At 35.4% G+C, this 25411-nt stretch carries 24 protein-coding genes; 14 read left to right on the top strand and 10 right to left on the bottom strand.

Going from position 1 to position 25411, the window contains the following annotated elements; all coding sequences use genetic code 11:
• Position 1 precedes the first annotated feature (1 nt).
• Genes ACRHOC_RS02700 through hemA form a run of 5 tightly spaced genes read right to left on the bottom strand, consistent with a single transcriptional unit; the run spans position 2 to position 5147 of the window.
• A complete protein-coding gene (locus ACRHOC_RS02700; RefSeq protein ID WP_431156976.1) occupies positions 2–538 on the bottom strand; it encodes a GNAT family N-acetyltransferase in 537 nt (178 codons plus the stop codon).
• A complete protein-coding gene (locus ACRHOC_RS02695; RefSeq protein ID WP_431156975.1) occupies positions 535–1305 on the bottom strand; it encodes an EI24 domain-containing protein in 771 nt (256 codons plus the stop codon). Before ACRHOC_RS02695 ends, ACRHOC_RS02700 begins: the two co-directional genes overlap by 4 nt.
• Entirely contained in the window at positions 1298–2323 is a 1026-nt protein-coding gene (gene hemE, locus ACRHOC_RS02690) for a uroporphyrinogen decarboxylase (protein ID WP_431156974.1), read from the bottom strand. Before hemE ends, ACRHOC_RS02695 begins: the two co-directional genes overlap by 8 nt.
• Positions 2324–2329: 6 nt before the next feature.
• The gene (hemC, locus tag ACRHOC_RS02685; protein WP_431156973.1) at positions 2330–3904 is read right to left on the bottom strand and encodes a hydroxymethylbilane synthase; all 1575 of its coding nucleotides are present in this window, start codon (positions 3902–3904) and stop codon (positions 2330–2332) included.
• On the bottom strand, positions 3897–5147 hold the full coding sequence (hemA, locus tag ACRHOC_RS02680; RefSeq protein WP_431156972.1) for a glutamyl-tRNA reductase: 1251 nt from the start codon (positions 5145–5147) through the stop codon (positions 3897–3899). Before hemA ends, hemC begins: the two co-directional genes overlap by 8 nt.
• A 200-nt stretch (positions 5148–5347) precedes the next feature.
• Here hemA and ACRHOC_RS02675 point away from each other — a divergent pair, with 200 nt between their 5' ends.
• The 7 genes from ACRHOC_RS02675 (at position 5348) to ACRHOC_RS02645 (ending at position 14701) form a co-directional block, all read left to right on the top strand.
• Positions 5348–6250: a helix-turn-helix transcriptional regulator gene (locus ACRHOC_RS02675; protein ID WP_431156971.1), complete on the top strand. Its 903-nt coding sequence runs from the start codon at positions 5348–5350 to the stop codon at positions 6248–6250.
• 90 nt (positions 6251–6340) lie between these two features.
• On the top strand, positions 6341–7378 hold the full coding sequence (gene hemH, locus ACRHOC_RS02670; RefSeq protein ID WP_431156970.1) for a ferrochelatase: 1038 nt from the start codon (positions 6341–6343) through the stop codon (positions 7376–7378).
• Positions 7378–8739, top strand: coding sequence for an MATE family efflux transporter (locus ACRHOC_RS02665; protein ID WP_431156969.1), 1362 nt, complete (start codon positions 7378–7380; stop codon positions 8737–8739). The genes hemH and ACRHOC_RS02665 overlap by 1 nt, the downstream gene beginning before the upstream one ends.
• 40 nt (positions 8740–8779) lie before the next feature.
• Positions 8780–11866 (top strand): VPS10 domain-containing protein, encoded by a 3087-nt coding sequence (locus ACRHOC_RS02660; protein WP_431156968.1) that lies wholly within the window; start codon positions 8780–8782, stop codon positions 11864–11866.
• A gap of 3 nt (positions 11867–11869) precedes the next feature.
• Positions 11870–12418 carry a CopD family protein gene (locus tag ACRHOC_RS02655; protein ID WP_431156967.1) on the top strand — a complete coding sequence of 183 codons (549 nt, stop codon included), beginning with the start codon at positions 11870–11872 and terminating at the stop codon, positions 12416–12418.
• 41 nt (positions 12419–12459) lie between these two features.
• On the top strand, positions 12460–13914 hold the full coding sequence (locus ACRHOC_RS02650; protein WP_431156966.1) for an ATP-binding protein: 1455 nt from the start codon (positions 12460–12462) through the stop codon (positions 13912–13914).
• A gap of 4 nt (positions 13915–13918) precedes the next feature.
• Positions 13919–14701, top strand: coding sequence for an enoyl-CoA hydratase/isomerase family protein (locus ACRHOC_RS02645; RefSeq protein ID WP_431156965.1), 783 nt, complete (start codon positions 13919–13921; stop codon positions 14699–14701).
• Here ACRHOC_RS02645 and ACRHOC_RS02640 read toward each other — a convergent pair whose 3' ends face one another.
• Complete coding sequence (locus ACRHOC_RS02640; RefSeq protein ID WP_431156964.1) at positions 14702–16126, bottom strand: Gfo/Idh/MocA family protein; 1425 nt, start codon at positions 16124–16126, stop codon at positions 14702–14704.
• 370 nt (positions 16127–16496) lie between these two features.
• On the opposite strand from ACRHOC_RS02640, the gene ACRHOC_RS02635 reads away from it, so the two are divergent.
• Positions 16497–17570: a PA0069 family radical SAM protein gene (locus ACRHOC_RS02635; RefSeq protein ID WP_431156963.1), complete on the top strand. Its 1074-nt coding sequence runs from the start codon at positions 16497–16499 to the stop codon at positions 17568–17570.
• Positions 17571–17629: 59 nt separating this feature from the next.
• Here the strand turns inward: ACRHOC_RS02635 and ACRHOC_RS02630 are convergent, their stop codons facing one another.
• Positions 17630–18187 (bottom strand): hypothetical protein, encoded by a 558-nt coding sequence (locus ACRHOC_RS02630; protein WP_431156962.1) that lies wholly within the window; start codon positions 18185–18187, stop codon positions 17630–17632.
• A gap of 280 nt (positions 18188–18467) precedes the next feature.
• Between ACRHOC_RS02630 and ACRHOC_RS02625 the strand changes: the two genes are divergently transcribed.
• Together ACRHOC_RS02625 and ACRHOC_RS02620 are read left to right on the top strand one after the other, a co-directional pair.
• Positions 18468–19340 carry an AraC family transcriptional regulator gene (locus ACRHOC_RS02625; RefSeq protein ID WP_431156961.1) on the top strand — a complete coding sequence of 291 codons (873 nt, stop codon included), beginning with the start codon at positions 18468–18470 and terminating at the stop codon, positions 19338–19340.
• A complete protein-coding gene (locus ACRHOC_RS02620; RefSeq protein ID WP_431156960.1) occupies positions 19340–19513 on the top strand; it encodes a hypothetical protein in 174 nt (57 codons plus the stop codon). The genes ACRHOC_RS02625 and ACRHOC_RS02620 overlap by 1 nt, the downstream gene beginning before the upstream one ends.
• 1 nt (position 19514) lies before the next feature.
• Here ACRHOC_RS02620 and ACRHOC_RS02615 read toward each other — a convergent pair whose 3' ends face one another.
• The 3 genes from ACRHOC_RS02615 to ACRHOC_RS02605 all read right to left on the bottom strand — a co-directional run bounded on the left by ACRHOC_RS02615 (position 19515) and on the right by ACRHOC_RS02605 (position 21383).
• On the bottom strand, positions 19515–20168 hold the full coding sequence (locus tag ACRHOC_RS02615) for an HD domain-containing protein (RefSeq protein WP_431156959.1): 654 nt from the start codon (positions 20166–20168) through the stop codon (positions 19515–19517).
• Positions 20168–20905, bottom strand: a complete 738-nt coding sequence (locus ACRHOC_RS02610) for a lysophospholipid acyltransferase family protein (RefSeq protein ID WP_431156958.1) — start codon at positions 20903–20905, stop codon at positions 20168–20170. Before ACRHOC_RS02610 ends, ACRHOC_RS02615 begins: the two co-directional genes overlap by 1 nt.
• Positions 20906–20972: 67 nt before the next feature.
• Complete coding sequence (locus ACRHOC_RS02605) at positions 20973–21383, bottom strand: BrxA/BrxB family bacilliredoxin (protein WP_431156957.1); 411 nt, start codon at positions 21381–21383, stop codon at positions 20973–20975.
• Between the two features lie 119 nt (positions 21384–21502).
• On the opposite strand from ACRHOC_RS02605, the gene ACRHOC_RS02600 reads away from it, so the two are divergent.
• The 4 genes from ACRHOC_RS02600 (at position 21503) to ACRHOC_RS02585 (ending at position 25409) form a co-directional block, all read left to right on the top strand.
• Positions 21503–22294: a TerB family tellurite resistance protein gene (locus tag ACRHOC_RS02600; protein WP_431156956.1), complete on the top strand. Its 792-nt coding sequence runs from the start codon at positions 21503–21505 to the stop codon at positions 22292–22294.
• Positions 22295–22302: 8 nt separating this feature from the next.
• A complete protein-coding gene (locus tag ACRHOC_RS02595; RefSeq protein ID WP_431156955.1) occupies positions 22303–22494 on the top strand; it encodes a hypothetical protein in 192 nt (63 codons plus the stop codon).
• A gap of 90 nt (positions 22495–22584) precedes the next feature.
• On the top strand, positions 22585–24939 hold the full coding sequence (locus tag ACRHOC_RS02590) for a TonB-dependent receptor (protein WP_431156954.1): 2355 nt from the start codon (positions 22585–22587) through the stop codon (positions 24937–24939).
• Positions 24939–25409: a thioredoxin family protein gene (locus ACRHOC_RS02585; protein ID WP_431156953.1), complete on the top strand. Its 471-nt coding sequence runs from the start codon at positions 24939–24941 to the stop codon at positions 25407–25409. Before ACRHOC_RS02590 ends, ACRHOC_RS02585 begins: the two co-directional genes overlap by 1 nt.
• Positions 25410–25411: the final 2 nt, after the last annotated feature.

Genomic DNA, 25411 nt, shown 5'->3' with positions numbered 1-25411 from the left:
TCTATGTATTATAAAGTTCATATAATTCCATATCTAAAGGTTCTTCACCATTTGGTGTAAATCCTTGCTTTATGGTCTTCACCCAAGTAAAGTCATTATTTAAAGCTACACTTATACTTGCTTTGTTACTCTTATGGGCAATAATCTGAATAGTTTTAAGATGAAGTGTATTTAGTGCATAGTCATTTAATGTATTTATAGCCTTTGTGATTAGACCATTACCTTTATAAGTATAACCTACACAATAGGCATATTCGCCTTGCATACTATCCCAGTTGAGTTCTTTAAGGTAGATTAATCCTGCCAAGTTTCGAGTCTCAGTTTCTTTTAGAGTAAACAAAAACTCTTCTTTGTTTTGAAACTGTTTTACTTTTTTCTCTACAAATATCTGAGATAAAGTAGGTGTAAGATTTTGTTCTAAAGTTTTAGGAAAAAATCGTTTAAGACGGTCAGCATTTGCAACACAAAAATTACAAATTTTCCAAGCGTCGCCTCCATGCACTGGGCTGATTTCAAAACCTTCCAACTGTGCTATCATGACACCTTATTTATAGAGTTGCCCGCACCTTCATTCTTATTTAATAGCAAGACCGTTTTTGATGAAGCCGCTGTAACACTTAATGGTAAAACTAAGATTATACCAACAACGGGAACTAATAATAAAAGGATGAAAACAATACCGTTTCCAATAGCAACACCTCTATTTTTTCTCACAAAGTTGACACTTTCCTTGTAATTAAAATGGCGCTCAAGAGTATAATCCATATTCCCAAAACCTGCATAATAGGCTTGCACCAAAAACAACAAGGCTGTTGAAAAAATATTAACCAGTGGTATAAATTTTAAAATCAGAATAGGAATAGTAATGAGTAGTTCTTTTGCAAGGTTTCTCATATTAATTCTTATACCTCTCCATAACTGTTGTTGAAACGTAGATTTTCGATGTTGATGTAATGCAGAACCCGTAAGATACGCCTCAATTTTTTCTGAAACAGGACTCATAAAAGGCGCAGACAGTGCCATGATAATATGCTTATATAAGATTAGTCCAATAGCAATTATTACAATGGCACCAATAAATGTGGAGATGGCCGTAAAAGTTTCTTTACCAAATTCCCAAGGCCAAACTCCAGAAATAAATCGTCCAATATTATCCGATAATCCATAGGCAGACAAACCAATAATTAGAGCCGTAATTACACTTATAGCCATAGGAATAACGAAGTATTTCCATAATTTCAATTTAGAAATTAAGGCGAATGAACCTGAATAGGCTTCAATTCCTATGAAAATATTTTTAAGCATTATATTCTTTTACTGCATCTATGAATGCCTTTGCATTGTCTAAAGGAATGTTTGGTAAGATACCATGCCCTAAATTAACGATGTACTTGTCTTTCCCAAACTCATGAATCATTTGATGAACCATTTTCTTAATTTCTGCAGGTGGCGAGAAAAGTCGCGTTGGGTCAAAATTTCCTTGTAAGGTGATATTACCACCAGTTAAATAACGCGCGTTTCTAGCAGAGCATGTCCAATCAATACCCAAGGCTGAAGCATTGGATTTTGCCATTTCACCAAGTGCAAACCAGCAACCCTTACCAAATGCAATTACAGGCGCATCATCTTTTAAGGCTTCTATAATCTGATTTATATATTGCCAAGAAAACTCTTGATAATCCACTGGTGACAACATTCCTCCCCAAGAGTCAAAAATCTGAACCGCATTACAGCCTGCTTCAACTTTGGATTTAAGATAAGCTATGGTCGTATCTGTAATTTTTTGTAAAAGTTGATGTGCAGCTACAGGATTTGTAAAACAAAACTGCTTTGCTTTGTCAAAGTTTTTGCTGCCTTGTCCTTGCACACAGTAACAAAGAATTGTCCATGGAGAACCTGCAAATCCAATTAACGGAATCTCATCATTTAAAAGTTCTTTTGTGGCTTTAATGGCCTGCATTACGTAATTGAGTTCAATATTTACGTCGGGAACAATAACATTATCAACATCCTTTTGATTACGCACAGGATTAGGTAGATACGGTCCAAAATTTGGTTTCATTTCTACCTCAATATTCATGGCTTGAGGAATAACGAGAATATCACTAAACAAAATAGCAGCATCCATACCATAGCGTCTTATAGGCTGTACAGTGATTTCACTGGCCAATTCTGGTGTGCGACATCGTGTAAAGAAGTCATATTTAGCCTTAATTTCCATAAATTCTGGCAAATAACGACCAGCTTGACGCATCATCCACACAGGAGGGCGTTCTACGGTTTCACCTTTTAATGCTCTTAGATATAAATCGTTCTTTATCATAGCTACTTATACATAGTGTTCATTGACCAACTCTATAACGCTTTCTACCGTTGGTACTTTTGCAATTCGTACATCTTCAAAATACTGACGCGCAATATTCCCTGTGGTTTCACCAATACAAAAGGCAATACCTTTTGCCTTATTTTGTTTAAGAAAACTCTCCACTGTTGAAGGACTGTAAAACATAATACCGTCTACAGTATCCTCTATTTTTTTAGAATCATATTTTGTCTGGTAAGCTTCAACCTCGTTTACTGTGATATTGTTCTCGGCAAGGATATTAGGGAGATCATCTAAACGCAAATCACTGCAAAAATAAGTGACCGCTTCACCTTTTATATTCTCAACCAAATATTGTGCAAGCTTTTTCGCGTTAGCTTCATAATGCTTTACCTCACCAATTCGTGTTTTTATCATTCTTCGAGTACGTCTACCAACACAATAGATGTGCTTGAACTTTAGTTCTTCCTTACCATAGTTATTAAGAAGTGACTCAACTGCGTTTTTACTCGTAATGATTACATGCTTAAGTTCCTCCTTTATGTGCGACTTAGGTAATCTGTTTAGGCTAATCTTAATGGCGTCGTTGCTATCAGCGACTACATCATTGTGAAAAAGTTGTAACTGATCTTCAGTTAATGTTTTTGTAGAATATATATTAGTCTTCTTGTCGTTTCGTTTTAACTGATCCATTAAGGTTTTTCCACCTCGACTAATAATATAATCGGCACAGTCTTCTCCAAGTCGTTCATGGTTACCCAATAGAACTATTTTTGAAACCTCAATTTTTTTGGTGCCATCCTTACTTAGAAGAATACCTTTAAAGTTAACTTCTTCATTTTTTATAAAAGCAAGTGCGCCAATTGGAGCAGTACAACCACCTTCTAACTGTCTTAAGAATTTGCGTTCAATAGTGGTACAAATTTCTGTTTCTTCATGATTAATTTCTGTACAGATATCGAGAATATCTTTATCTTTTTCTAAAGCTGTAATCATAACTGCGCCTTGTGCAGGTGCCGGAATCATCCAACTTAAGTTTATGGAATTTTCTGGCCTCATATTTAATCGACCAATACCTGCAGCTGCAAATATTGCTGCATTCCAATCATTCTGTTCTAACTTTTCTAGGCGTGAGTTGACATTTCCACGTAATCCAACTACAGTATGGGTTGGATATCTATTAAGCCATTGCGCTCTTCTTCTTAGACTTCCAGTTGCTATAACGGCATCTCTAGCAGAAAGAAATTCTTCATTATTCTTATAAACCAAGGTGTCATTCACATTACCACGTTTTATAACGGCCGCTTGTACAATACCATTTGGTAGAAGAGTAGGTACATCCTTTAAAGAATGAACAGCGATATCAATATCTTCATTTAACATGGCGATATCGAGAGTCTTTGTAAAAATCCCTGTGATCCCTAACTCGTAAAGCGGTTTATCTAAAACAATATCACCAGTAGATTTAATAGGAACCAAAACGGTTTTATGCCCAAGTTGTTCTAGTTGGGACTGAACAGTTTTTGCCTGCCACAACGCCAGTTCACTGTCACGCGTGCCAATTCGTATTGTTTTAGACATTGTCTGAAGTTTCTAACTGAAATATTTTCTTGATAAGCTCTAAGCTCTCATCAGAAGTTGCACTATCCTCTCTTAAGTGATGTGCAAATTGATTGGTAATTTTTTGAATAATATTGTTGGTGATAAGCTCAGCCTGATCTTCATTAAAATCTGCAATTTTTTTACGTTGTGTGTTTAATTCAGAGTTTTTGAGATCTGTTAGTTTATGCTTAATTGCTTGAATTGTAGGTACAAATTTTAAGGTATCTAACCAAGCGTTAAAATCGCCCATAATTTCATCAATTATGGCTTCAGCATTAGGAATATAAGCGCGACGTTTTTCTAAGGTATCATCGGTAATTTTAGCCAAATCATCCATATGAACCAGGCTTACATTGCTCAAGTCCATAACATCTTCGCTCACATTTTTCGGAATAGATAAATCTAAAATTAATAAGGGCTTTGTAGTTGAAATAAGTGACTTGTATACTGTTGGTTCTTGAGCACCAGTAGCAACAATAACGATATCCGAATTATTAATTTCAGATTCTAAATCTACGTAATCTTTAACCACTAGATTAAACTTACCAGCAACTTCCTCAGCTTTAGTTTTTGTTCTGTTTATGAGTGTTATGTGAGAATTCTTAGAATGCTTAACGAGGTTCTCGCAAGTATTACGACCTATTTTACCCGTACCAAAAAGTAGAATATTTTTATCTGAAATATTTTCGACATTATTTAAAATGTATTGTACAGATGCAAAAGAGACTGATGTTGCTCCAGATGATAATTCAGTTTCAGTTTTAATGCGTTTACTTGCCTGAATTACTGAGTTGATAAGACGTTCTGAAAAAGAATTTAATAAGCCTTTCGACTTAGAAAGTCGTGCACTAAATTTAATTTGGCTTATGATCTCAAAATCACCAAGTATTTGACTGTCTAAACCTGAGCCAACTCTAAAGATATGACTAATAGCCTCTTTATTTTTATAAACGTAAGCTACGTCTTGAAATTCTTCTACCGTTCCTTTTGTGTTTTCACACAATAAGTGAATAAGTTGGTATGGGTGTTCCGCAAAGCCATAAAGTTCGGTACGGTTACACGTAGATATAACCACTAAACTTTCAACACCATTAGTTTTAGCCTGGTCTAACAAATTAGTTCTTGCAGTATCACTTAGACTAAAATGACCACGTACTTCGGCATCAGCTTTTAAATAGCTGAGGCCTATGGCATAAAAATGTGTGCTTTTATGGTGTTGCATTCGCTCGTTTACCTGACTTGGAAATTAACAAGGCAAAAATAATTTTGTTAATAACAAAAAAATAACGCTGAAGGAACTTTAAATGTCGTTTCTGGTTTTTTAAGATTCTTTTTTAATAAAAAATGATATTTGTCATATTTTTGCAGTAATAACAAGGGGTTTTTAGCACTTTGTTTAGAACGATTCTAAATAATAACAAAATGAAATCAGAAAAAATAGCTTTAAAAAGTGTCGCTAAAGGAACTTTTGAGGAAACATGGATTGAAGATGGTTTTTTTGTCCTTTCTAGAAAGAATGAAAATGACGATGTTGAAGTTTTAGAACGTAAAATTGATAGCAGTTATATTCAGTTTCATTTTTGTACCAAAGGCATGGCGGTATTTGTCTTTAACCAAGGAAATTACAAGCTAGATATTACGGAAGAATCGTCATTGTTATTATATAACCCACAGCGTGATTTACCTATTCATGTAGAGTTACAGCCACATTCTTGGATGGTATCCGCCGTGCTGTCTATTAATAAGTTTCACAGTCTTTTTTCTAAAGACGCCGACTATGTGACATTTTTGAGTACTGAAAATAGAGATAAAAAGTATTATAAAGATGGTAGAATAAACCCTTCTATGGCTGTTGTTTTAAACCAGATGATAAGTTATAATCTCAATACCTCTGTTAAGTCATTATATTTTAAAGCAAAAGTCTATGAGCTATTGAGTCTTTATTTTAATAGAAGTGAAGATGCCGATATTGAGCAATGTCCTTTTTTAGTAGATGAGGTTAATGTAGCTAAACTTAAAAAAGCAAAGGACATAGTGGTAGCTCGAATGGCAGAACCACCAAGTTTAAAGGACTTAGCCAGTGAGGTAGAATTGAGTTTAAAGAAGCTAAAAGAAGGCTTTAAACAAATATATGGAGATACGGTATATGGTTTTTTGTTTGATTATAAGATGGAAGTGGCACGTAAACTTTTAGAGACAGGAGATCATAACGTAAATGAGGTAGGTCTTAAAGTTGGCTACAGTACGGCAAGCCATTTTATTGCGGCTTTTAAAAAGAAATTTGGAACTACACCTAAACGCTATATTACGAGTGTTAGTTCCTAAAGAAATAAACTATCCTGCAATATTAAAATACAATTAATGCCACGTTTTATTGGCTATTAGTATCGTATTTTTGCAGAGCAAAAAATTGATATGGGAAAAGGAATATTATTAGTAAATCTTGGGTCGCCAGATACGCCAAATCCTAAAGATGTTAAGAAATACTTAGATGAGTTTCTTATGGACGAACGTGTTATCGATTTACCACTTTGGGCACGCACGCTTCTGGTAAAAGGGATAATTTTAAATACACGACCAAAGGCTTCAGCAAAAGCATACAAAAAAATTTGGTGGGATGAAGGCTCACCACTAATTGTCTTATCGGAAAGACTTCAGGAAAAAGTTCAAAATTTATTGGATGTACCTGTTGCCTTAGCTATGCGCTATGGGAGCATGACTATTAAAAACGGCATTCAAGAATTAGTAAATAAAGGATGTACAGAAATTAAAACAATACCACTTTATCCGCAATTTGCTATGGCTACTACGGAAACCATAGATGTAAAGGTAGAGGAACTTGTTTCAGAGTTTTTTCCACAAGTAAAAATTACAACTACGCCAGCATTCTATAAGCGTCAAGATTATATTGATGCACTTTCTACGAGTATCGCAGAACGGTTAGAAGGATTGGATTATGAGCATATTTTATTCAGTTATCACGGTGTTCCGGAGCGTCACATTAGAAAAAGCGATGTTAGCAAAGGGAACTGTAAAATGAATGGGAAATGTTGTTTTAAAATGGGGAGTCCTCAACACGCATTCTGCTATCGTCATCAATGTGAAATAACAACAGTTAATGTGGCTAAGAAATTAGGTCTAAAAAACGGAACCTATTCTACAACTTTTCAATCACGTTTGGGATTTGACCCATGGCTAAAACCTTATACCGATCGAACCATTGAAAGAATGGGTAAGGAAGGGATTAAAAAAATGGCAATAGTTACACCTGCTTTTGTTAGTGATTGTTTAGAAACCTTAGAAGAAATCGCTATGGAAGGGGAGGAAATATTCCATGAAGTAGGAGGAGAGCAATTTACTGTAATTCCTTGCTTAAATGACCGCGATGATTTTGCTCAAGTCATTTCTAATATGGTGAACGAGTGGATTAATATTGAAACTACCGTTTATTAATGGCAAAGGTATCCTCTCAGGATTTAGGGAATCAGCCCATTGGTAAATTACTGATAAAACAAGCTGTACCCGCATCCATCGGGATTTTGGTGATGTCTTTAAATATTCTGGTTGACACCATTTTTGTGGGTAACTGGATTGGGCCAGTAGCAATTGCAGCTATAAACGTTGTACTCCCAGTCTCCTTTTTTATTGCGGCCTTGGGTATGGCTATTGGCATTGGAGGTTCCTCTATCATATCAAGAGCGCTTGGTGCAGACAATAAAGCAAAGGCACTCACCACATTTGGAAATCAAATTACGCTGACCCTCTTATTAACCGTTTCTTTAGTAATTCCAGGACTGTTTTTTGTGGATTCAATTATTCCTGCATTTGGTGGTAAAGGTGCCATTTTTGAACCAGCAAAGATTTATTATATCATCGTGCTATATGGGATCCCCTTTTTAGCATTATGTATGATGGGGAATACTGTGATTAGAGCAGAGGGCAAACCAAAATTTGCCATGTATGCTATGATGATTCCTTCAGTTGGAAATTTAGTATTGGATTATCTTTTAATTCGTGTTTTTGATTTTGGGATGCATGGTGCAGCATGGGCAACAACAGGATCATATCTTTTATGTCTAGCATTTATCCTTTGGTTTTTCTTGTCCAAAAACTCAGAATTAAAAATTACAGATTGTTTTTACAAATTAAAGCTACCTATTGTTAAAGAAATTGGTAGTCTTGGTTTTGTCACCTTATCACGTCAAGCCATTGTAAGTTTAACCTACTTACTAATAAATAATATATTATTTGATTTTGGAGGTGAAACATCGGTTACAGCTTACGCTATTGTGGGTCGTATGTTAATGTTCGCTTTATTCCCGGTTTACGGAATTACCCAAGGGTTCTTACCAATAGCTGGATATAATTATGGTGCTGAAAATTACAAACGTGTTAGAGAGACCATTATGACTGCTATTAAATATGGTGCACTTCTAGCAGGTGTTGTTTTTGTTTTTCTCATGCTATTTCCAGAAGCTATAACAAGTCTTTTTACACAAGATGAAACTGTATTAAGAGAAACGCCTCCAGCTATGCGTTGGGTGTTTGCAGCCACTCCAATTATAGCTGTTCAACTTATTGGTGCGGCGTATTTTCAAGCCATAGGGAAAGCTACGCCAGCTTTATTGTTGACACTATTACGACAAGGGCTATTTTTTATTCCTCTTATTTTTATATTACCACAATTCTATGGCGAATTAGGAGTTTGGATTGCTTTCCCAATATCAGATGTTTTGGCAACACTAGTAACAGCCTATTTTTTACATAAAGAAGTGAAGTTAAATTTATTGCCAAAGGAAGCAAAATCATATTAAATCCTTAATTTTAGGATTCTTATAACTAACCTTATTTAAAATGAAAATTTCAACATTCTTCACAGTTTTACTTTTATCATTTTTTAGCTTAAACATTCAATCTCAAGATATCAAAGCATCAGATTATGAAGCTTTAGAGTATCGACTTGTGGGACCTTTTAGAGGTGGACGAAGCGCTGCAGTAACAGGAGTGCCCAATCAGCCTAACCTCTATTATTTTGGTGCTGCAGGTGGAGGCATTTGGAAAACAACAAATGGCGGTAGACAATGGGAAAATATATCAGATGGCTATTTTGGAGGCAGTATTGGCTCAATAACAGTCTCAAAAAGTGATCCCAATGTAATTTATGTAGGTGGTGGAGAGAAAACGGTTAGAGGAAATGTATCCTCTGGCTATGGTATTTGGAAAAGTGTTGATGCAGGTAAAACTTGGATGCAATCAGGTCTAGAAAAATCGAGACATATTCCAAGGATTGCAGTACACCCAACAGACCATAATATTGTTTATGCTGGTGTGATGGGAAATATTTACAAGCCTACAGATAATCGTGGCGTTTATAAGAGTACAGATGGTGGAAAAACTTGGCGTAAGGTATTGTTTTCAAATGCCCATGCAGGAGTTGTAGATCTTCAAATAGATCCAACTAATCCGAGGGTATTATATGCTTCGACTTGGCGTGTACAACGCACACCATATAGCTTAAGTTCTGGTGGTGAAGGATCAGCACTTTGGAAGAGTACAGACAGTGGTGAAACATGGACTGAGATTTCAGTTAATAAAGGATTTCCTGAAGGTATTTTAGGGATTATTGGTGTTAGTGTTTCACCAGTAAACAGTCAGCGTGTTTGGGCTATAGTTGAGAATAAAGACAAGGGCGGTTTATATAGAAGTGATGATGGAGGTGAATCTTGGAATCAAGTTAATAGTGAACGTAAACTAAGACAGCGTGCTTGGTATTACACCAGAGTATATGCAGACACGAAAGATGTAAATACGGTTTATGTCTTAAATGTGAGTTACCATAAGAGTACAGATGGAGGACGCACATTTGGTAATTACAGAGCGCCTCATGGTGACCATCACGATCTATGGATTGCTCCAGAAGATCCTAATAGAATGATTATTGGAGACGATGGTGGTGCACAGGTAACTTATGATGGTGCAGAAACCTGGAGTACTTATCACAATCAACCCACATCTCAATTCTATAGAGTAACAACGGATAACGCATTCCCTTATAGGATATATGTTGCTCAACAAGATAATTCAACCATAAGAATTCCGCATAGAACAGATGGTTTCTCAATTAGCGAAGATGATTGGGAAAGTACAGCTGGTGGTGAATCTGCCCACATTGCAGTAGATCCTGAGGACAATGATATTGTCTATGGTGGTAGTTATGACGGATTTTTAACACGCGTTAATCACAAAACAGGAACTGTTAGAGCTATTAATGTGTGGCCAGATAACCCTATGGGTCATGGTGCAGAAGGGATGAAGTACCGTTTTCAATGGAATTTCCCAATTATATTTTCAAAACATAATCCCGATCGATTATACACATTTTCACAGCATGTACATGTCACCGAGAATGAAGGGCAATCTTGGGATATTATTAGTCCAGATTTAACTCGAAATGATACTGAAAAACTAAAATCTTCAGGTGGTCCAATAACACAAGACAATACTTCGGTTGAATACTATTGTACCATTTTTGCGGCTCAAGAATCACCATTAAAGGAAGGTTTATTGTGGGTAGGAAGTGATGATGGTTTAGTACATGTTACAAAAGATGGTGGTAAAACCTGGGATAATGTAACACCTAAGGGAATGCCAGAATGGATGATGATAAATAGTATTGAGCCAAGTGCTTTTGATGAAGGGACTTGTTATGTTGCTGGGACTAAATATAAAACAGGTGATTTCGCACCTTATTTATATAAAACGACTGACTATGGTAAAACATGGAAGAAAATAACTAATGGTATAAACGAAGAGCATTTCACTAGAGTATTACGCGAGGACCCTAAACAAAAAGGATTACTCTATGCTGGTACGGAAACCGGAATGTACATATCCTTCAATGATGGTAAAGACTGGAAACCATTTCAACTCAATTTACCAGTTGTTCCTATTACAGATTTAACCATTAAGGATAATAATTTAATTGTCGCTACTCAAGGGCGAAGCCTTTGGATGATTGATGATCTTTCAGTTATTCATCAGTTATATAACACTAATATTAAGGGGAATCATTTATTTAAACCAAAAGATTCGTATAGAATGAGAGGTGGAAGTAGAACTGGAAGTAAAACAACCGGAACTAATCATCCTAATGGCGTAATTACGTATTTTAATTTGAAGGATTTAAAAGATGATGATAAGGTTTCACTGACTTATTTTGACACAAAAGGCGATACAATAAAAACCTACTCTAATAAAAGCAAAAAGAATAAACTAAAGGTAAAGAAAGGGGCAAATCAATTTGTTTGGAATATGACCTATGATGGTGCTGAGCGTTTAAAGGGTATGATCCTTTGGTGGGCGAGTTTAGATGGTCCAAGAGCTGTGCCTGGTGATTATACTGTGAGTTTAGATGTTAATGGAGAAACACAGAAACAGGCTTTTAAAATCTTTGCAGACCCTAGAGCAGAAAGTTCTTTGGCCGATATGCAAAAGCAATTCGATTTTATTAAAGCTGTAAATAAAACTATGGACGAAGCCCACAAATCCATAAAGAAAATCCGAAATATTAATAAGCAGTTAAGCGCATTTCAAAAGCAATATTCGGGTGATGATAATGTGAAAGATTTGGTTGATAAGGCTAAGAATTTGGAGGAACAGTTATCTGAAATTGAAAAGGCTTTATATCAAACTAAGAATCGAAGTGGCCAGGATCCATTAAATTTTCCAATTCGATTAACCAACAAATTAGGGCATTTAAACTCTCTGGTAAGAATGGGTGATTTTGCACCAACAGAACAAGATATTGCTGTTAAGAATGAATTGACTGGTAAGATAGAGGCGCAGTTAAAAACATTTAATACATTATTAAATAGTGAGGTTAAAGCCTTTAATGAAGCCTTTAATTCTAAAAACCTTAATTATTTGTTTGTTGAAGATTAATCAATGGAGTATTATAATTATATAAAGTCATTACATCTCATATTTGTAATCACTTGGTTTGCGGGATTATTTTATATACCCAGATTGTTTGTTTATCAAATAGAGGCCTTTCATAAGCCATCTCCAGAAAAGGAAATTCTAGGCAAACAACTTAAGCTTATGGCAAAACGCCTTTGGTTTATTATTACATGGCCATCGGCTGTTTTAGCAACTTTATTTGCTATCTGGCTTATGGTATTAATGCCTAGCTGGTTTCAACAAGGATGGATGCTTGTTAAATTGGCCTTTGTGTTTTTACTTTATATATATCATTATAAAACACATTTGTACTTCAAACAACTGCAAAAAGATGAGGTTAAGATAACTTCAAACTTTATGCGTATCTGGAATGAAGGTGCTACCTTTATTTTATTTGCTGTTGTTTTCTTAGTGATTCTAAAAAGTTCCATCAATTGGATTTTTGGTGTTATTGGTATTGTAGTTTTGGCCATTTTAATAATGCTTGGCTTTAGACTTTATAAAAATATTCGTGCAAAGAATCCTAATGCATAATTGGCTTGATTATTGCTATATTTAATGCATTATAAACCGCAATGAAGCTTAAAAAACTGTCCTTACGCTCCCGAATTTTTATCGCAATGATACTACTTGTATTATTGGCTTCTATTCTTATCGCGGCAGTTACAATTTATCAGTATAACGAGGAAGCAAGGGACTACCATAGAGAACGTTTAGAACGAAAAGAAAAAGCCATTAGGCAAAGTATTGAGTTTGCAATTAAGGAGACAACTTATCCTGTTACAACTGAGAATATACCGTTGATTTTTAAGGATGAAATCTTTGATATTGATGCCATCCATAATCTTCAAATAAATCTATATGATCTTGAAGGGCAACTGCTAAAAAGTTCTAAGCGAACGATTCAAAGAGATACCACTGAGATATGTATCGATGCTGAAATATTAAATACTTTGGCTAATACAGTAGATCATAGGCACGTGGTAAAAATTCAAGAAAACGGTCAAACCTTTCAGTCTTCGTACTCTTATATCACAGACGAAAAATTTAAGAATTTGGCCATTCTTAATTTACCCTATCTCGAGAATGATGACTTTCTAAATAGAGAGTTGAATGAGTTCTTATTGCGTTTGGGTTATGCCTATTTAGCAATGATATTGGCGGCAATAGTATTTGCCTATTTTATCTCAAAATATATCACCAAATCACTAAAAACAATTAGTGATAAGATGAACGAACTTCGTCTTGAAAAACGTAATAAAAAGATAGAAATCGAAACGTCTAGTGAAGAAATAGGTAGTTTGGTAAACTCTTATAATAGTATGATTGATGAGCTCGAGGCAAGTGCTGTTAAGCTTGCTACCAGTGAGCGCGAACAAGCTTGGCGAGAAATGGCAAAACAGGTAGCTCACGAAATAAAGAATCCACTAACGCCAATGCGTTTGAGCGTTCAGAGTTTTCAGCGTAAGTTCGACCCTCAAGATCCAGATATTGATCAAAAAGTAGATGAATATAGCAAGACATTGATACAACAGATAGACACCATGAGTTCTATTGCCTCTGCATTTTCAAATTTTGCTAAAATGCCAGCTCAGAAAAGTGAGGTCCTCAATGTGGTGAATATTGTAAAGCTAGCGCTAGATATTTTTAATGAACATTATATAAGTTTTAGTGCTGAATCTGAGGAGATCATTGCCAAATTTGATAGGACGCAGTTGATTCGTGTTGTTACCAACCTTGTAAAAAATAGTATACAAGCGATGCCAAAGGATAAGACAGATCCACGAATTGATGTTCGAGTTTTTAGTACTGGTACAAACGTTAATATTACAGTTAAAGATAACGGTAGTGGCATTACAGATGACACAAAGTCAAAAATATTTGAACCAAAGTTTACTACAAAAACAAGTGGAATGGGACTTGGCTTGGCCATGGTAAAAAATATTGTGGAAACCTTTAATGGAAGTATTAACTTTACTTCTCAAATAGGAGAAGGCACTTTATTTACAGTTTCCTTTCCAAAAGAATAAATATATGAGCTACACGAACATTTTATCTCAGTTTTCAAATGGGATAACAGTAATTACAATTAATAGACCTAGTAAATTAAATGCCCTGAATAAAGACACTATTCAAGAATTACATGATGCATTAGATGAAGCTAACAATGATAATGATACCAAAGTAATTGTAATAACAGGCAGTGGTGAAAAAGCCTTTGTTGCGGGAGCTGATATAAGTGAATTTGCAGATTTTAATATAGAAGAAGGTGGTAAACTAGCCGCACAAGGACAGGCTTTACTTTTTGATTTTGTAGAGAATTTAAGTACGCCTGTTATTGCAGCAGTAAATGGTTTTGCATTAGGTGGAGGGTTAGAATTAGCTATGGCTTGTCATTTTAGAGTTGCAAGCACCAATGCAAAAATGGGTCTCCCTGAGGTATCTCTTGGTGTAATACCTGGCTATGGTGGTACGCAACGTTTACCACAATTGGTTGGTAAAGGAAGAGCAATGGAAATGGTAATGACGGCTGGTATGATTGATGCGAATCAGGCATTAAGTTATGGTCTTGTAAATCATGTGGTGTCACAAGAAGAATTATTACCGTTATGCGAAAAAATTGCAGGTAAAATAATGCGTAATTCTTCGGTAGCAATTTCAGAGGCAATACGCGCAATTAATGCCAATTATGAAGACGGGATTAATGGATTCGATGTTGAAATTGAATCGTTTGGTAATTGCTTTGGAACAGAAGATTTTAAGGAAGGAACCACCGCTTTCTTAGAAAAGAGAAAAGCAGATTTTCCTGGAGCTTAATTATTTTACTTCCCAACCCTTGCGATAGTTTCTAGTTACCCATTCATTGGCTTTGTCATAATTGGTAACCTTCATGGCTTCACCGTCCCAGAGTAATTTTTTCCGACCAGGATAATCAAAAGGTGCCCAATCTGTTGGTTTCTTACCTTCTTTTAGCACTTTGAACTGAAACGCTTTTATTGCCAAATTCCCCATTAGGACAGACTCCGTTAATGGTCCGGCGTAATCAAAAGGGGATGAGGTTTTAATACCAGTTAAACAAGCTTCAACCCACTGGTCTATATGACCGTTGGCACCGTTTTTAACTCTAGGAATGGTTGGTTCTGGTTTATTAAAATAGTTCATTGTGCTACTTGGCAGCAGTCTTGGGTTACCAGAATAGCAATCCGTAACCAACATACCTTTTGTTCCGTAAAACACAGTGCCTCCACTCCAATCACCAATAAATTCGCCATCTTTTAGTTCGTCGGGTAAATCTGGCATTATACCACCATCGTACCAGTTAAGGTCAACTTTTCCATGCTTTTCGGTTTCAAATTTTAATCTAACTATGGAAGAAGGGGGACAGGCTTTGTTGTAATTGGCTTCAACAAAATCACCAGCCCAAACTGTCGTACAACTGGCCTCAGCCTCATAAGGATATCCTAATCCTAAAGTTTTAAAAGGTGTTTCCATAATATGACAGCCCATATCACCGAGGCCACCAGTACCAAAGTCCCACCATCCTCTCCATTTAAATGGAAGATAAGCAGAGTGATAAGGACGATTTTCAGCTGGGCCTAACCATAAATCCCAATCTAGATGTTTTGGTACAGGTTCACCTTCATTTATATTTCTAAGACCTTGTGGCCATACAGGACGGTTAGTCCAGCAATCAACTTTTTCTATAGTTCCAATGACACCAGAATCAATCCATTCTTGTGCTTCACGTATACCATCACCTGAGCTTCCTTGATTTCCCATTTGGGTTACAATTCCATGTTCTTTAGCTACATTAGCCATTAAGCGTGCCTCGTATATATTATGTGTGAGTGGTTTTTCGATATAAGCATGTTTCTTAGCTCTCATAAAGGGTAAAGAAATAACGGCATGTGTATGGTCTGGAGTACCAACGGAAAAGGCATCGATTTCATTTACGTGGTTATCGTACAACTTCCTAAAATCTTTATAGCGCTTCGCATCAGGAACCAGTTTGTAGCTACCTTTAGCAAGTTTATCATCTACATCGCATAAGGCGACAAATTTCACATTCTTATTAGAATTTAAACCTCGAACGATACCTGCACCTCGGCCACCAACACCTATCGCCGCAACGTATAAGGTATCACTAGGAGGAACATGCGTCTTTCCTAGAACAAAACTTGGAACAATTGAGAATGCAACGGTCGCACCAGCGGTTTTCTTGATAAATTTTCTACGCTTCATAAATAATAGGAATGTTGGTTAATACCTTATGAAGGTACAATAAAATCTAATACCAAAAAAAGGACTGCAAATGCCTATACGGAGTGCTTTAGTTTTGCTTAGAACTTACAATTCTATGCAACATATAAAAGGGGCTTACCATTAAAAATACAAGAATAAGAAATGGGCTTAAAAAGGCGAGCAATACATATGATGTTTTCATAAGTAAAGTAGTTTATTACAAAAATGAAAAGAATATAACTATCTAAAAACAAGAACATTAACTAATTTATATACTATTTTGACTTAGGAATTGGTGTTAGGACAATAGGGAATAACAATACTACATCCTGTAGCTAGAGTTTGAATGTCCATAGACTAATTTAGAGGTATGAATTCCAAATCTGTAATTAATGGTCGTGGTGCACAGTTAAATGTTAAAAATCGATTCTTTGAATTGAATCACAAGATGAGAGATGATTTCTTGGAGTATTGTGAAAAAGAAGGAGAATCAAGTGATAATAACAAGACTAACTATATTAATGTTTACCCTAAATCTATAGTCAATAAAGTAACAAGTCCAGATGTTGGTATGGCCTATTCCATGAATCCATATCAAGGTTGTGAGCATGGTTGTATTTATTGTTATGCTCGTAATAGTCATGAATTTTGGGGTTATAGTGCAGGATTAGATTTTGAACGGAAAATTCTAATAAAAAAAGACGCGCCAAAACTTTTAGACACGCTTCTTAGAAAAAAGACTTGGAAGGCTAAAACCATTGTGATGTCTGGAAACACCGATTGCTATCAACCCATTGAGAAGAAACTAGAAATTACTCGAGATTGCCTAAAGGTATTTTTAAAATACAAGCATCCGGTTGGAATCATTACAAAGAATGCCCTTATTCTTAGAGATTTGGACCTATTACAAGAACTTTCTAAAGACAATTTAATTGCAGTGAATATTTCCATTACGTCATTGTCTGAACAAAACAGACGTCTATTAGAACCTAGAACAGCAACTTCAAAGAAAAGATTAAAGGCTGTTAAAGTGCTTAGCGAACATGGTATTCCGGTTAATGTAATGCTGGCACCAATAATTCCATCGATAAATAGCCATGAAATATTACCAATGGCCAAGGCAGTATCAGAAGCCGGAGCCTTAAGTATTGTACATACTATAGTACGCTTAAATGGTGCAATTGGGGAAATTTTTTCCGATTGGATTAGAAAAACTCTACCAGATAAGGCAGATAAAGTATTAAACCAAATTTCCGATTGTCATGGAGGTAGCTTAAATGAGAGCCGGTTTGGAGTTAGAATGCGAGGTGAAGGGCAGATCGCCAAGCAAATTAACGATACTATGCGATTAGCAAAGGCTAAATATTTTAAAGGAAAGGCAATGCCGAAGCTAAATGACCAATTACATGAACAATTTAAAACAGGTCAGTTTAAATTATTCTAAAAAAGAAGTGGGCCTGAGCCCACTTCTAACTAAATAAAAACTAATATATAAACAACAATCTATATTCTAAAATTCTCGGTAAATACACGGTTATTTGATTTAACTACCGCAGTATATTCACCAGGTAAAGATTCATCTAATCTGTAGACTCTATTTAATACTTCAGATCCCTTAACTGTATCTGAATAAATTAAGTTGTCTTCAAAATATAGATTTACTTTCATTTCTTTTGTATCTGCTCCAAGCTTAGAAATAATAAGTCTTGCATCTTCATTTCTAAATACAGGCTTAAAAATTTTGTGGCTCGAATCTTCAACAAATTTTACGGTTCTATTATTAACTTCAATAGAACTTACTTCTATTTCAAAGGCTTTGTTTATTTCTACTTTATAAACACCATTATCTAGTTGTGTAAAATCGTATAGTCTGATTAAGTTTCCGTTATTTTTTATTGTACCAGAATATATTACGTTACCAGAAGCGTCATAAACCGAAATATGATTGCCTTCATTTACAAATTGAGAGTATGGATTAACCGTTCTCATCTTACTCGCGTAGCTTGTAGATGTTCCTAACATTATTGCTACTACCAAAATACTTCTAATTAATGTTTTCATTTGTTTCCTCTTTTTTGGGGTTGAACTGAATTTAATTTTCGCTTTTTAATTTTAATTATTCATCATTTTGAAAATTGTCTATATCAGTTTTTATGATTCAACACTGCAAATTTATGTTGGAAGCACAAGCTGAAAAACAAGCATTTTGGCATATTTATATACATAATTAACCCTAAACGAAGTTAAAATAGCATATAATGTTAATATAGTATATAAAGTTGGTAATTGTATATAGATTTAGAAGTACATTTGCCCGTAATTTTGTGATAGTCAATAAGCTATGAAGACAAGAAAACCTACTTTAGAAAAGATAAGCCCAGAGTTTGGGAGCTCTATGCGTGTTATTAAACACGAAACTTATATAGGTGAGAAAAAACCCTTTTGGCATTTCCACCCAGAGATTGAATTGGTATATGTTAATAAGGGTAAAGGCAAAAGGCACATTGGTAATCATCTCTCTTATTTTAATAACAGTCAGTTACTTTTAATAGGCTCTAATCTCCCTCATAATGGTTTTACTGATCGTTTAACTGTTAATGGAACAGAAACCATCGTTCAGTTTAAACAAGAGTTTTTGGGGGATTATTTTTTTGATATTCCAGAAATGGAAGGGATTAACAAGTTATTTGAACGTGCTAAGAGTGGCATTCTTTTCGGTGTTAAGACCAAACAGAAAATTGGTAAAAAAATTGAAAAGCTATCAGAAAAGGAGGGATTTAAGAAAATTCTTGTTTTACTAGAAATTTTACATGGTTTGGCAAAGTCTGAAGATTATGTGATTCTTAATGCAGATGGTTATGCCTTTGAAACAGAGCCACAAGATAGCGCCAAGGTCGATATCATTTTTAATCATATCAATGACAATTTTAAGGAACATATAAGCTTGGATGAAATTGCAGAAAAGGTGAGTATGACTGTTCCTGCCTTTTGTCGTTACTTCAAAAAAGTTACAGGAAAGACCTTTACTAAATTAGTTAATGAATATCGTGTTGTACATGCCACAAAACTATTATCGGAAAGTCAAATGAGCATTACTGATATCAGTTTTGAATGTGGATTTAATAATTTTTCGCACTTCAATAAATTATTCAAAGAGTTTACAGGAAAGAGTGCATCAAAATATAGAAGTGAGTTAAAATTAATGGTTCAATAATGGATAATAAAATAGACATTGCCATAGAGTATTACACAAGTAAAGGGCAGAAAATATTGGATAAGGTTAATAAGAGTGATAATGTAAGTGCAGATGAATTAATTCAGCTTGGTGAAGAGATGGCTATAATAGAATATAAGTTAACAGCCTTGGAAATTGCAAAAACTAATTAATCTAAAGCTTACCATTCCACTCTTCGTAAAACTGCTCTAGAAACCCTAACATATAGTTATGTCGTTTAGAAGCAATTCGTTTCCCAGTTTTGGTGTTCATTCGATCTTTAAGAAGTAATAATTTTTCGTAAAAATGATTGATGGTTGGAGCATCTGAATTTTTATATTCAGCTTTAGTCATATTCAGATTTGGCTTAATTTCAGGGTTGTAAAGTGCCCTATTTTTAAAACCACCATAATTAAAACATCTTGCTATTCCAACAGCACCAATAGCATCTAAGCGATCTGCGTCTTGAACGACCTCTAATTCTTTAGAATTGAACATTTGTCCACCATCAAAAGTGTTTTTAAAAGACATGTTTTCAATGATCTTTACAACATGCTCAATAATGACACTATCTACATTGTTTTTCAACAGAAATTGACTCGCCTTTTTTGGTCCAATGGTTTCATCATCATTATGAAATTTAGAGTCTGCGATGTCATGCAATAAGGAGGCTAGGGCAACCACATTAATATCTACCTTTTCACTTTTGGCAATTAGTAAGGCGTTATTAAACACACGTTCTGTATGAAACCAATCATGCCCACCCTCAGCATTGCGTAATTCTGATTTTACAAAGTGTTTAGTCTTATCTATTAAAACGGTATCCATTAAACAATTATAGCTTCAGTTATGGTCTTTTCTATTTCTGAGATTAATTCTTTACGATCCTTACTTTCTGTTAAGGCTATGGGTTTATGGACGGTATATTTAATATGTGCTCCAAGTCCCATTGGGAATTTACCATAGCGTAAGGTCTTCCATGAGTTGTTTATTGTTATGGGTACTATCAAGGCAGAAGGCATATGATTAAACATGGTTATTAGGCCTTTAGTTTTAAATGGTTTGGGATGGCCATCCCTACTTCGAGTACCTTCTGGGAAAATGACAGCAGCCCATTTTCTTTGTTCCACACGTTGTGCAAATTCTTGGATGGCTTTAATCGAACCAAAAGCATCTTTGCGGTCAATAAGGACAGATCCGCCATGTCTAAGATTATAGGATACACTTGGTATGCCTTTTCCTAACTCCTTCTTACTTATAAATTTTACATGATGTTTACGCAGGAACCAAATCAATGGAGGAATGTCATACATACTCTGATGATTGGCAACTAAGATTAATGGGATACCCTTTTCAATATGATGTGGATTATTAAATGAGAATCGAGTGCCAAGAACATTTAGACAGCGCATTAAAAAAAATTGAAGACAATCTACACTGATTTTATGGGCTTTATAACCAAATACATTATTGCAAAACCATTGTATAGGATGGAAAATAACTAAGGTTAGTCCAAAGCATAGAAAGTATAAAACCGTGATAGGATAAGCAAGTAGTTTTCGCATGCTGTAAAATTAAAAAACCACGATAAATATCGTGGTCTTTTTAAAAATTCATACTGAATAATTTTGTCTAGCAATGCTCGTTGTAGGCATCCATTAAATTCTCAGCAATAAGTTCTGCTGGTCTTCCTTCAATGTGATGACGCTCTAACATATGCACCAATTCTCCATCTTTAAATAAGGCCATACTTGGCGAACTTGGAGGAAATGGAATCATATATTCTCTTGCCTTATCAGTAGCATCTCTATCTACACCTGCAAAAACAGTAACTAAGTTGTCTGGGCGCTTAGCATTTTGCAAACTCTGTCTTGCACCTGGTCTAGCATTTGCTGCTGCACAACCACAAACTGAATTTACAACCACTAAAGTGGTACCTTCTTTTGCTAAAGCCGCATCTACTGCTTCTGTTGTATGTAATTCTTCAAAACCAACGTTTGTTAAATCTTCGCGCATTGGTTTAACTAATTCTGCTGGATACATATTTTATTCCTTTAAATTAACACTTTTAGAGTTGCAAAGATATCAAATGTGTAACAAATAGTAGAAGCTATACACTAACAAATAGTATATTTAGGCATTCATAAAATCTATAGATAAATATGAGTTTTGCAAAATGGATAGGTGGTGCAATTGGTTGGTCATTTGGAGGGCCAATAGGAGCCATAATTGGCTTAGCAATTGGCAGTTTTGTAGATAACATGGCAGATGCAGGTAGTCCCTTAATTGGTGAGAGGCAAACAGGACGCAGAAGGCGTGATCCTTATCGCCGAAAACCAAATTATGAAACACAACGTAGGCGACCAAAAACCCAATCTGGAGACTTTGAGGTTAGTCTTTTAATCCTTGCGTCTATTGTTATTAAGGCAGATGGTAAGCAAGATATGAGAGAGCTAGATTTTGTACGTCAGCAGTTTAGAAATATGTATGGTAAGGAACGCGCAAATCATGCATTCGATCTCTTTAAACGGATTACAAAACAAAACATTTCTAAAAGACAGGTGTCCTTGCAGATAAAGCAAATGATGGATCATCCTTCGCGTTTGCAATTACTTCATTTTTTATTTGGCATTGCGAAAGCAGACGGACATGTTACTAGCGACGAGTTAAAGGAAATCTATACGATTTCAGGATACTTAGGGATTAGTAGTAAGGACTATGAGAGTATTAAAGCTATGTTTTACAACAGCACAGATAATGCTTACAAGATATTAGAGATTGATAAGACTGTTTCAGATGATGAGGTTAAAAAAGCCTATAGACGCATGGCCAAAAAATATCATCCAGACCGTGTTGGGCATTTAGGAGAAGAACATCAGGAAGGTGCAGAGGAAAAGTTTAGGCAGGTTCAGGAAGCTTATGAGCATATTCAAAAAGAAAGAGGGTTTAAATAAGTCTATTTATGTTGTGGCTACTCGGTACAGGATTTATTATTATTCTAGCACTTGTTATTATAAAGCTTGTTGTTAATACTAATGACAACCCAGATTCTTCATTGGGTATATTAGAACATCCGAGCACGTTTAAAATGCAAAAGATCGAGCATGTTGATGAGGTAAATCAGAGTAAATCTGAGCACAATTTAGAGCTTTAGCACCAATAATAATAGGATATTTCAGAGTCTTATGCTTACTTTTTTAGATTAATCTAAAAATATATTTATATTTGCAGAAAAATTGAATAAATGAGGTTGAAAATAGTACTGTTTCTTTTCATTGCAAATATCTGTTTGGCACAAAATGGTGTAATATCAGGTGTTGTAAAAGTAGAAGATCAACCTATTGCTTATGCGTCGATTAAATTTCAAGGTGGGAGCAACACCTATATAGCCTATTCTAATAAAGATGGTCTATTCACGTTAGAGATTCCCCTTGGAGATTATGGTTTAAGTGTGAAGGCCTTAGGCTTTAAGCTTAAAAATGAAGCCATTTCAATTACCAAAGAAAACAAGGACAACTTATTAATTGAATTAGAGGAGGACTTATTAGGTTTGGATGAGGTTGTAGTGAGTGCAACCCGAAATCGGGTAAATAAAAAAGAAGCTCCTATAATAGTCAATACCTTGGGTGAAAAACTAATAAATGCAACACAGTCTTTGGCGGTTTCCGAAAGTTTAAATTTCTCACCTGGAGTAAGGGTAGAGACCAATTGTCAAAATTGTGGTTTTACCCAAGTAAGACTAAACGGTTTGGATGGAAGTTATTCTCAAATACTTGTAAATAGTCGAGCGGTTTTTAGTGCTTTAAATAGTGTATATGGTTTGGAGCAAATTCCAACCCAAATCATTGACAGGGTTGAAATTGTTCGAAGCGGAGGCTCTGCTTTATTTGGATCTAATGCCATTGCAGGAACTGTAAATATCATCACTAAAGACCCTGTATTAAATACTTGGGAAGTTGGAGGTTACTTAGGATTGGTAGATGGAGATACACCAGATCGCGTTTTAAACTTTAATACATCTATTGTTTCAGACGATTTAAAAACAGGTGCAACGTTTTATGGGATTCATAGAAACCGAGATGAATGGGATGCGAATGACGATGGTTTTACCGAAATGGTAGAGTTAAAAAACACCACGTTTGGCACAAAGGTGTATTATAAGCCTACTGACGCAAGCCGATTAACCCTAGATGCAACCGTATTAAACGAATATAGACGTGGTGGTGACCGACTCGATTTAGCGCCACATTTAACGGATATAACAGAAGAGCTAGAACACAATACCATTATGGGAGGCCTCAGTTATGATTTTAATAACATTAAAAACGATAAGTTTTACTCTATTTACAGCTCTGTTCAATACACAGATAGAGATAGTTATTATGGTGGATTAGGTGGCGGAAGAACGGCTCAAGATAGTCTTACCGCATTAAATGCTTATGGTGTTACTAAGGATTTGGCTGTTGCCAATGGATTTCAGTTTACTAGCCAGTTTAAGCGTGATGTATTGACTACGGGAATAGAGTATAACATTAGTACTACGGAGGACAATATTACAGGTTATAACAGACTTGTTGACCAGAATGTTCATGCTTTGGGCATTTATGGACAGTATGAATGGAAACCAAATGATACATTTTCGGCACTTATAGGTACACGTTTAGATCATATTAATGTTGATGGTATTTATAGAGTTGGTGACATTGAACGTGGCGTAGATATTTCACAGACCACATTGAATCCTCGAATTACCTTGGCCTATGAAATTTCAGATGATTTAAAATTAAGAGGTGGTTATGCAAGAGGATTTAGAGCGCCTCAAGCCTTTAATGAAGATTTACACATTTCGTCTGTGGGAGGAGAACCTCAGTTTGTCATATTATCTAATGATCTTGAGGCAGAATTTTCGAATGCATACACAGCATCTTTAAATTTCACAAAAGACTTTAATACAACTCAGACTAACTTTTTACTCGAAGGGTTTTATACCAGCTTGGAGAATCCGTTTACTTTGGTAAGCACAGGTGTGCAGTTACCTAATGGATCTATTGTAGAAGAGGTTAGAAATGGAGAAGGTGCAAGGGTTTATGGTGCTAATTTTGAATTTGGTGTTTCACCTTCTAAGAAATGGTTGTTCCAATTTGGAGGAACCTTACAGAATTCAGCCTATGATGAAGATCAGGTTTTGTTTGAGACTGATGGATCTAAACCAAATGAATCGGATATACTCGTGTCAGAATTTGTGAGGAATCCCAATTTTTATGGATACTTAAATACTAACTGGACACCTAATGAACGTTTTAGTCTATCAGTTACAGGAACATTTACTGGTGAAATGATTGTGCCCTTCGTTGTAAGTGATTCAGGATTTTTAAGTTTAAATGAAAGTCCAAGCTTTTTTGATCTTAATTTTAATGCGGAGACACATTTTGATGTTTCTGAAGACTTTCAATTAACTTTAAATGCTGGTGTAAAGAACTTGTTCAATAGTTTTCAGGATGACTTTGATAGTGGTCCAACACGAGATTCTGATTATGTTTATGGACCTGCTTTACCGAGAACTTTCTTTGTGGGCATTAAAATCGGAAAATTGCATTAATGCGTATTTGCCTAATCATATCGATTCTCTTTTTCACCGTGTTTGTAGAAGCACAGGAAACTAAGATTAATTGGCTTGATTTTGAAGCATTGGAAAATGCGCTGGAAGCACAACCAAAAAAAGTATTGGTATACTTCTACGCAGATTGGTGTGTGTATTGCAAGAAGATGGACCGTTCGGTTTATTCTAAAGAAGATGTGAAAACTATACTTAATGATGGATACTATGCTGTAAAATTCAATGTAGAATCCAATGAAATCATTCAATTTGGCCGTAAAACTTTTGTAAATGAACAATTTGGTAAAAAGCGTAACCCAATACACCAAATTCCAGAGTATCTTGCCGGAAGACCAAATGAAACCATAGAACTACCTGCAACAGTTATTTTGAACGAGGATTTCGAAATCGAAAAACGATTTTATCGCTATATTTCACCTACTGAGATGTTAAGTATATTAAAGGAAGAATAGTT

This window comes from Winogradskyella poriferorum (assembly GCF_050618035.1).
GTDB classification, from domain to species: domain Bacteria; phylum Bacteroidota; class Bacteroidia; order Flavobacteriales; family Flavobacteriaceae; genus Winogradskyella; species Winogradskyella poriferorum_A.
This window is presented reverse-complemented; position numbering and strand designations above follow the sequence as displayed.

Excerpts from the sequence above, each read along its gene's own strand:
- hemC (WP_431156973.1), bottom strand. The coding sequence starts at position 3,904 with ATGTCTAAAACAATACGAATTGGCACGCGTGACAGTGAACTGGCGTTG.
- ACRHOC_RS02620 (WP_431156960.1), top strand. The coding sequence starts at position 19,340 with ATGGATAATAAAATAGACATTGCCATAGAGTATTACACAAGTAAAGGG.
- hemH (WP_431156970.1), top strand. The coding sequence starts at position 6,341 with ATGGGAAAAGGAATATTATTAGTAAATCTTGGGTCGCCAGATACGCCA.
- ACRHOC_RS02600 (WP_431156956.1), top strand. The coding sequence starts at position 21,503 with ATGAGTTTTGCAAAATGGATAGGTGGTGCAATTGGTTGGTCATTTGGA.
- ACRHOC_RS02700 (WP_431156976.1), bottom strand. The coding sequence starts at position 538 with ATGATAGCACAGTTGGAAGGTTTTGAAATCAGCCCAGTGCATGGAGGC.
- ACRHOC_RS02615 (WP_431156959.1), bottom strand. The coding sequence starts at position 20,168 with ATGGATACCGTTTTAATAGATAAGACTAAACACTTTGTAAAATCAGAA.
- ACRHOC_RS02605 (WP_431156957.1), bottom strand. The coding sequence starts at position 21,383 with ATGTATCCAGCAGAATTAGTTAAACCAATGCGCGAAGATTTAACAAAC.
- ACRHOC_RS02655 (WP_431156967.1), top strand. The coding sequence starts at position 11,870 with ATGGAGTATTATAATTATATAAAGTCATTACATCTCATATTTGTAATC.
- ACRHOC_RS02610 (WP_431156958.1), bottom strand. The coding sequence starts at position 20,905 with ATGCGAAAACTACTTGCTTATCCTATCACGGTTTTATACTTTCTATGC.
- ACRHOC_RS02585 (WP_431156953.1), top strand. The coding sequence starts at position 24,939 with ATGCGTATTTGCCTAATCATATCGATTCTCTTTTTCACCGTGTTTGTA.
- ACRHOC_RS02660 (WP_431156968.1), top strand. The coding sequence starts at position 8,780 with ATGAAAATTTCAACATTCTTCACAGTTTTACTTTTATCATTTTTTAGC.
- ACRHOC_RS02590 (WP_431156954.1), top strand. The coding sequence starts at position 22,585 with ATGAGGTTGAAAATAGTACTGTTTCTTTTCATTGCAAATATCTGTTTG.
- ACRHOC_RS02630 (WP_431156962.1), bottom strand. The coding sequence starts at position 18,187 with ATGAAAACATTAATTAGAAGTATTTTGGTAGTAGCAATAATGTTAGGA.
- hemE (WP_431156974.1), bottom strand. The coding sequence starts at position 2,323 with ATGATAAAGAACGATTTATATCTAAGAGCATTAAAAGGTGAAACCGTA.
- ACRHOC_RS02625 (WP_431156961.1), top strand. The coding sequence starts at position 18,468 with ATGAAGACAAGAAAACCTACTTTAGAAAAGATAAGCCCAGAGTTTGGG.
- ACRHOC_RS02645 (WP_431156965.1), top strand. The coding sequence starts at position 13,919 with ATGAGCTACACGAACATTTTATCTCAGTTTTCAAATGGGATAACAGTA.
- ACRHOC_RS02695 (WP_431156975.1), bottom strand. The coding sequence starts at position 1,305 with ATGCTTAAAAATATTTTCATAGGAATTGAAGCCTATTCAGGTTCATTC.
- ACRHOC_RS02665 (WP_431156969.1), top strand. The coding sequence starts at position 7,378 with ATGGCAAAGGTATCCTCTCAGGATTTAGGGAATCAGCCCATTGGTAAA.
- ACRHOC_RS02640 (WP_431156964.1), bottom strand. The coding sequence starts at position 16,126 with ATGAAGCGTAGAAAATTTATCAAGAAAACCGCTGGTGCGACCGTTGCA.
- ACRHOC_RS02650 (WP_431156966.1), top strand. The coding sequence starts at position 12,460 with ATGAAGCTTAAAAAACTGTCCTTACGCTCCCGAATTTTTATCGCAATG.
- hemA (WP_431156972.1), bottom strand. The coding sequence starts at position 5,147 with ATGCAACACCATAAAAGCACACATTTTTATGCCATAGGCCTCAGCTAT.
- ACRHOC_RS02675 (WP_431156971.1), top strand. The coding sequence starts at position 5,348 with ATGAAATCAGAAAAAATAGCTTTAAAAAGTGTCGCTAAAGGAACTTTT.
- ACRHOC_RS02635 (WP_431156963.1), top strand. The coding sequence starts at position 16,497 with ATGAATTCCAAATCTGTAATTAATGGTCGTGGTGCACAGTTAAATGTT.
- ACRHOC_RS02595 (WP_431156955.1), top strand. The coding sequence starts at position 22,303 with ATGTTGTGGCTACTCGGTACAGGATTTATTATTATTCTAGCACTTGTT.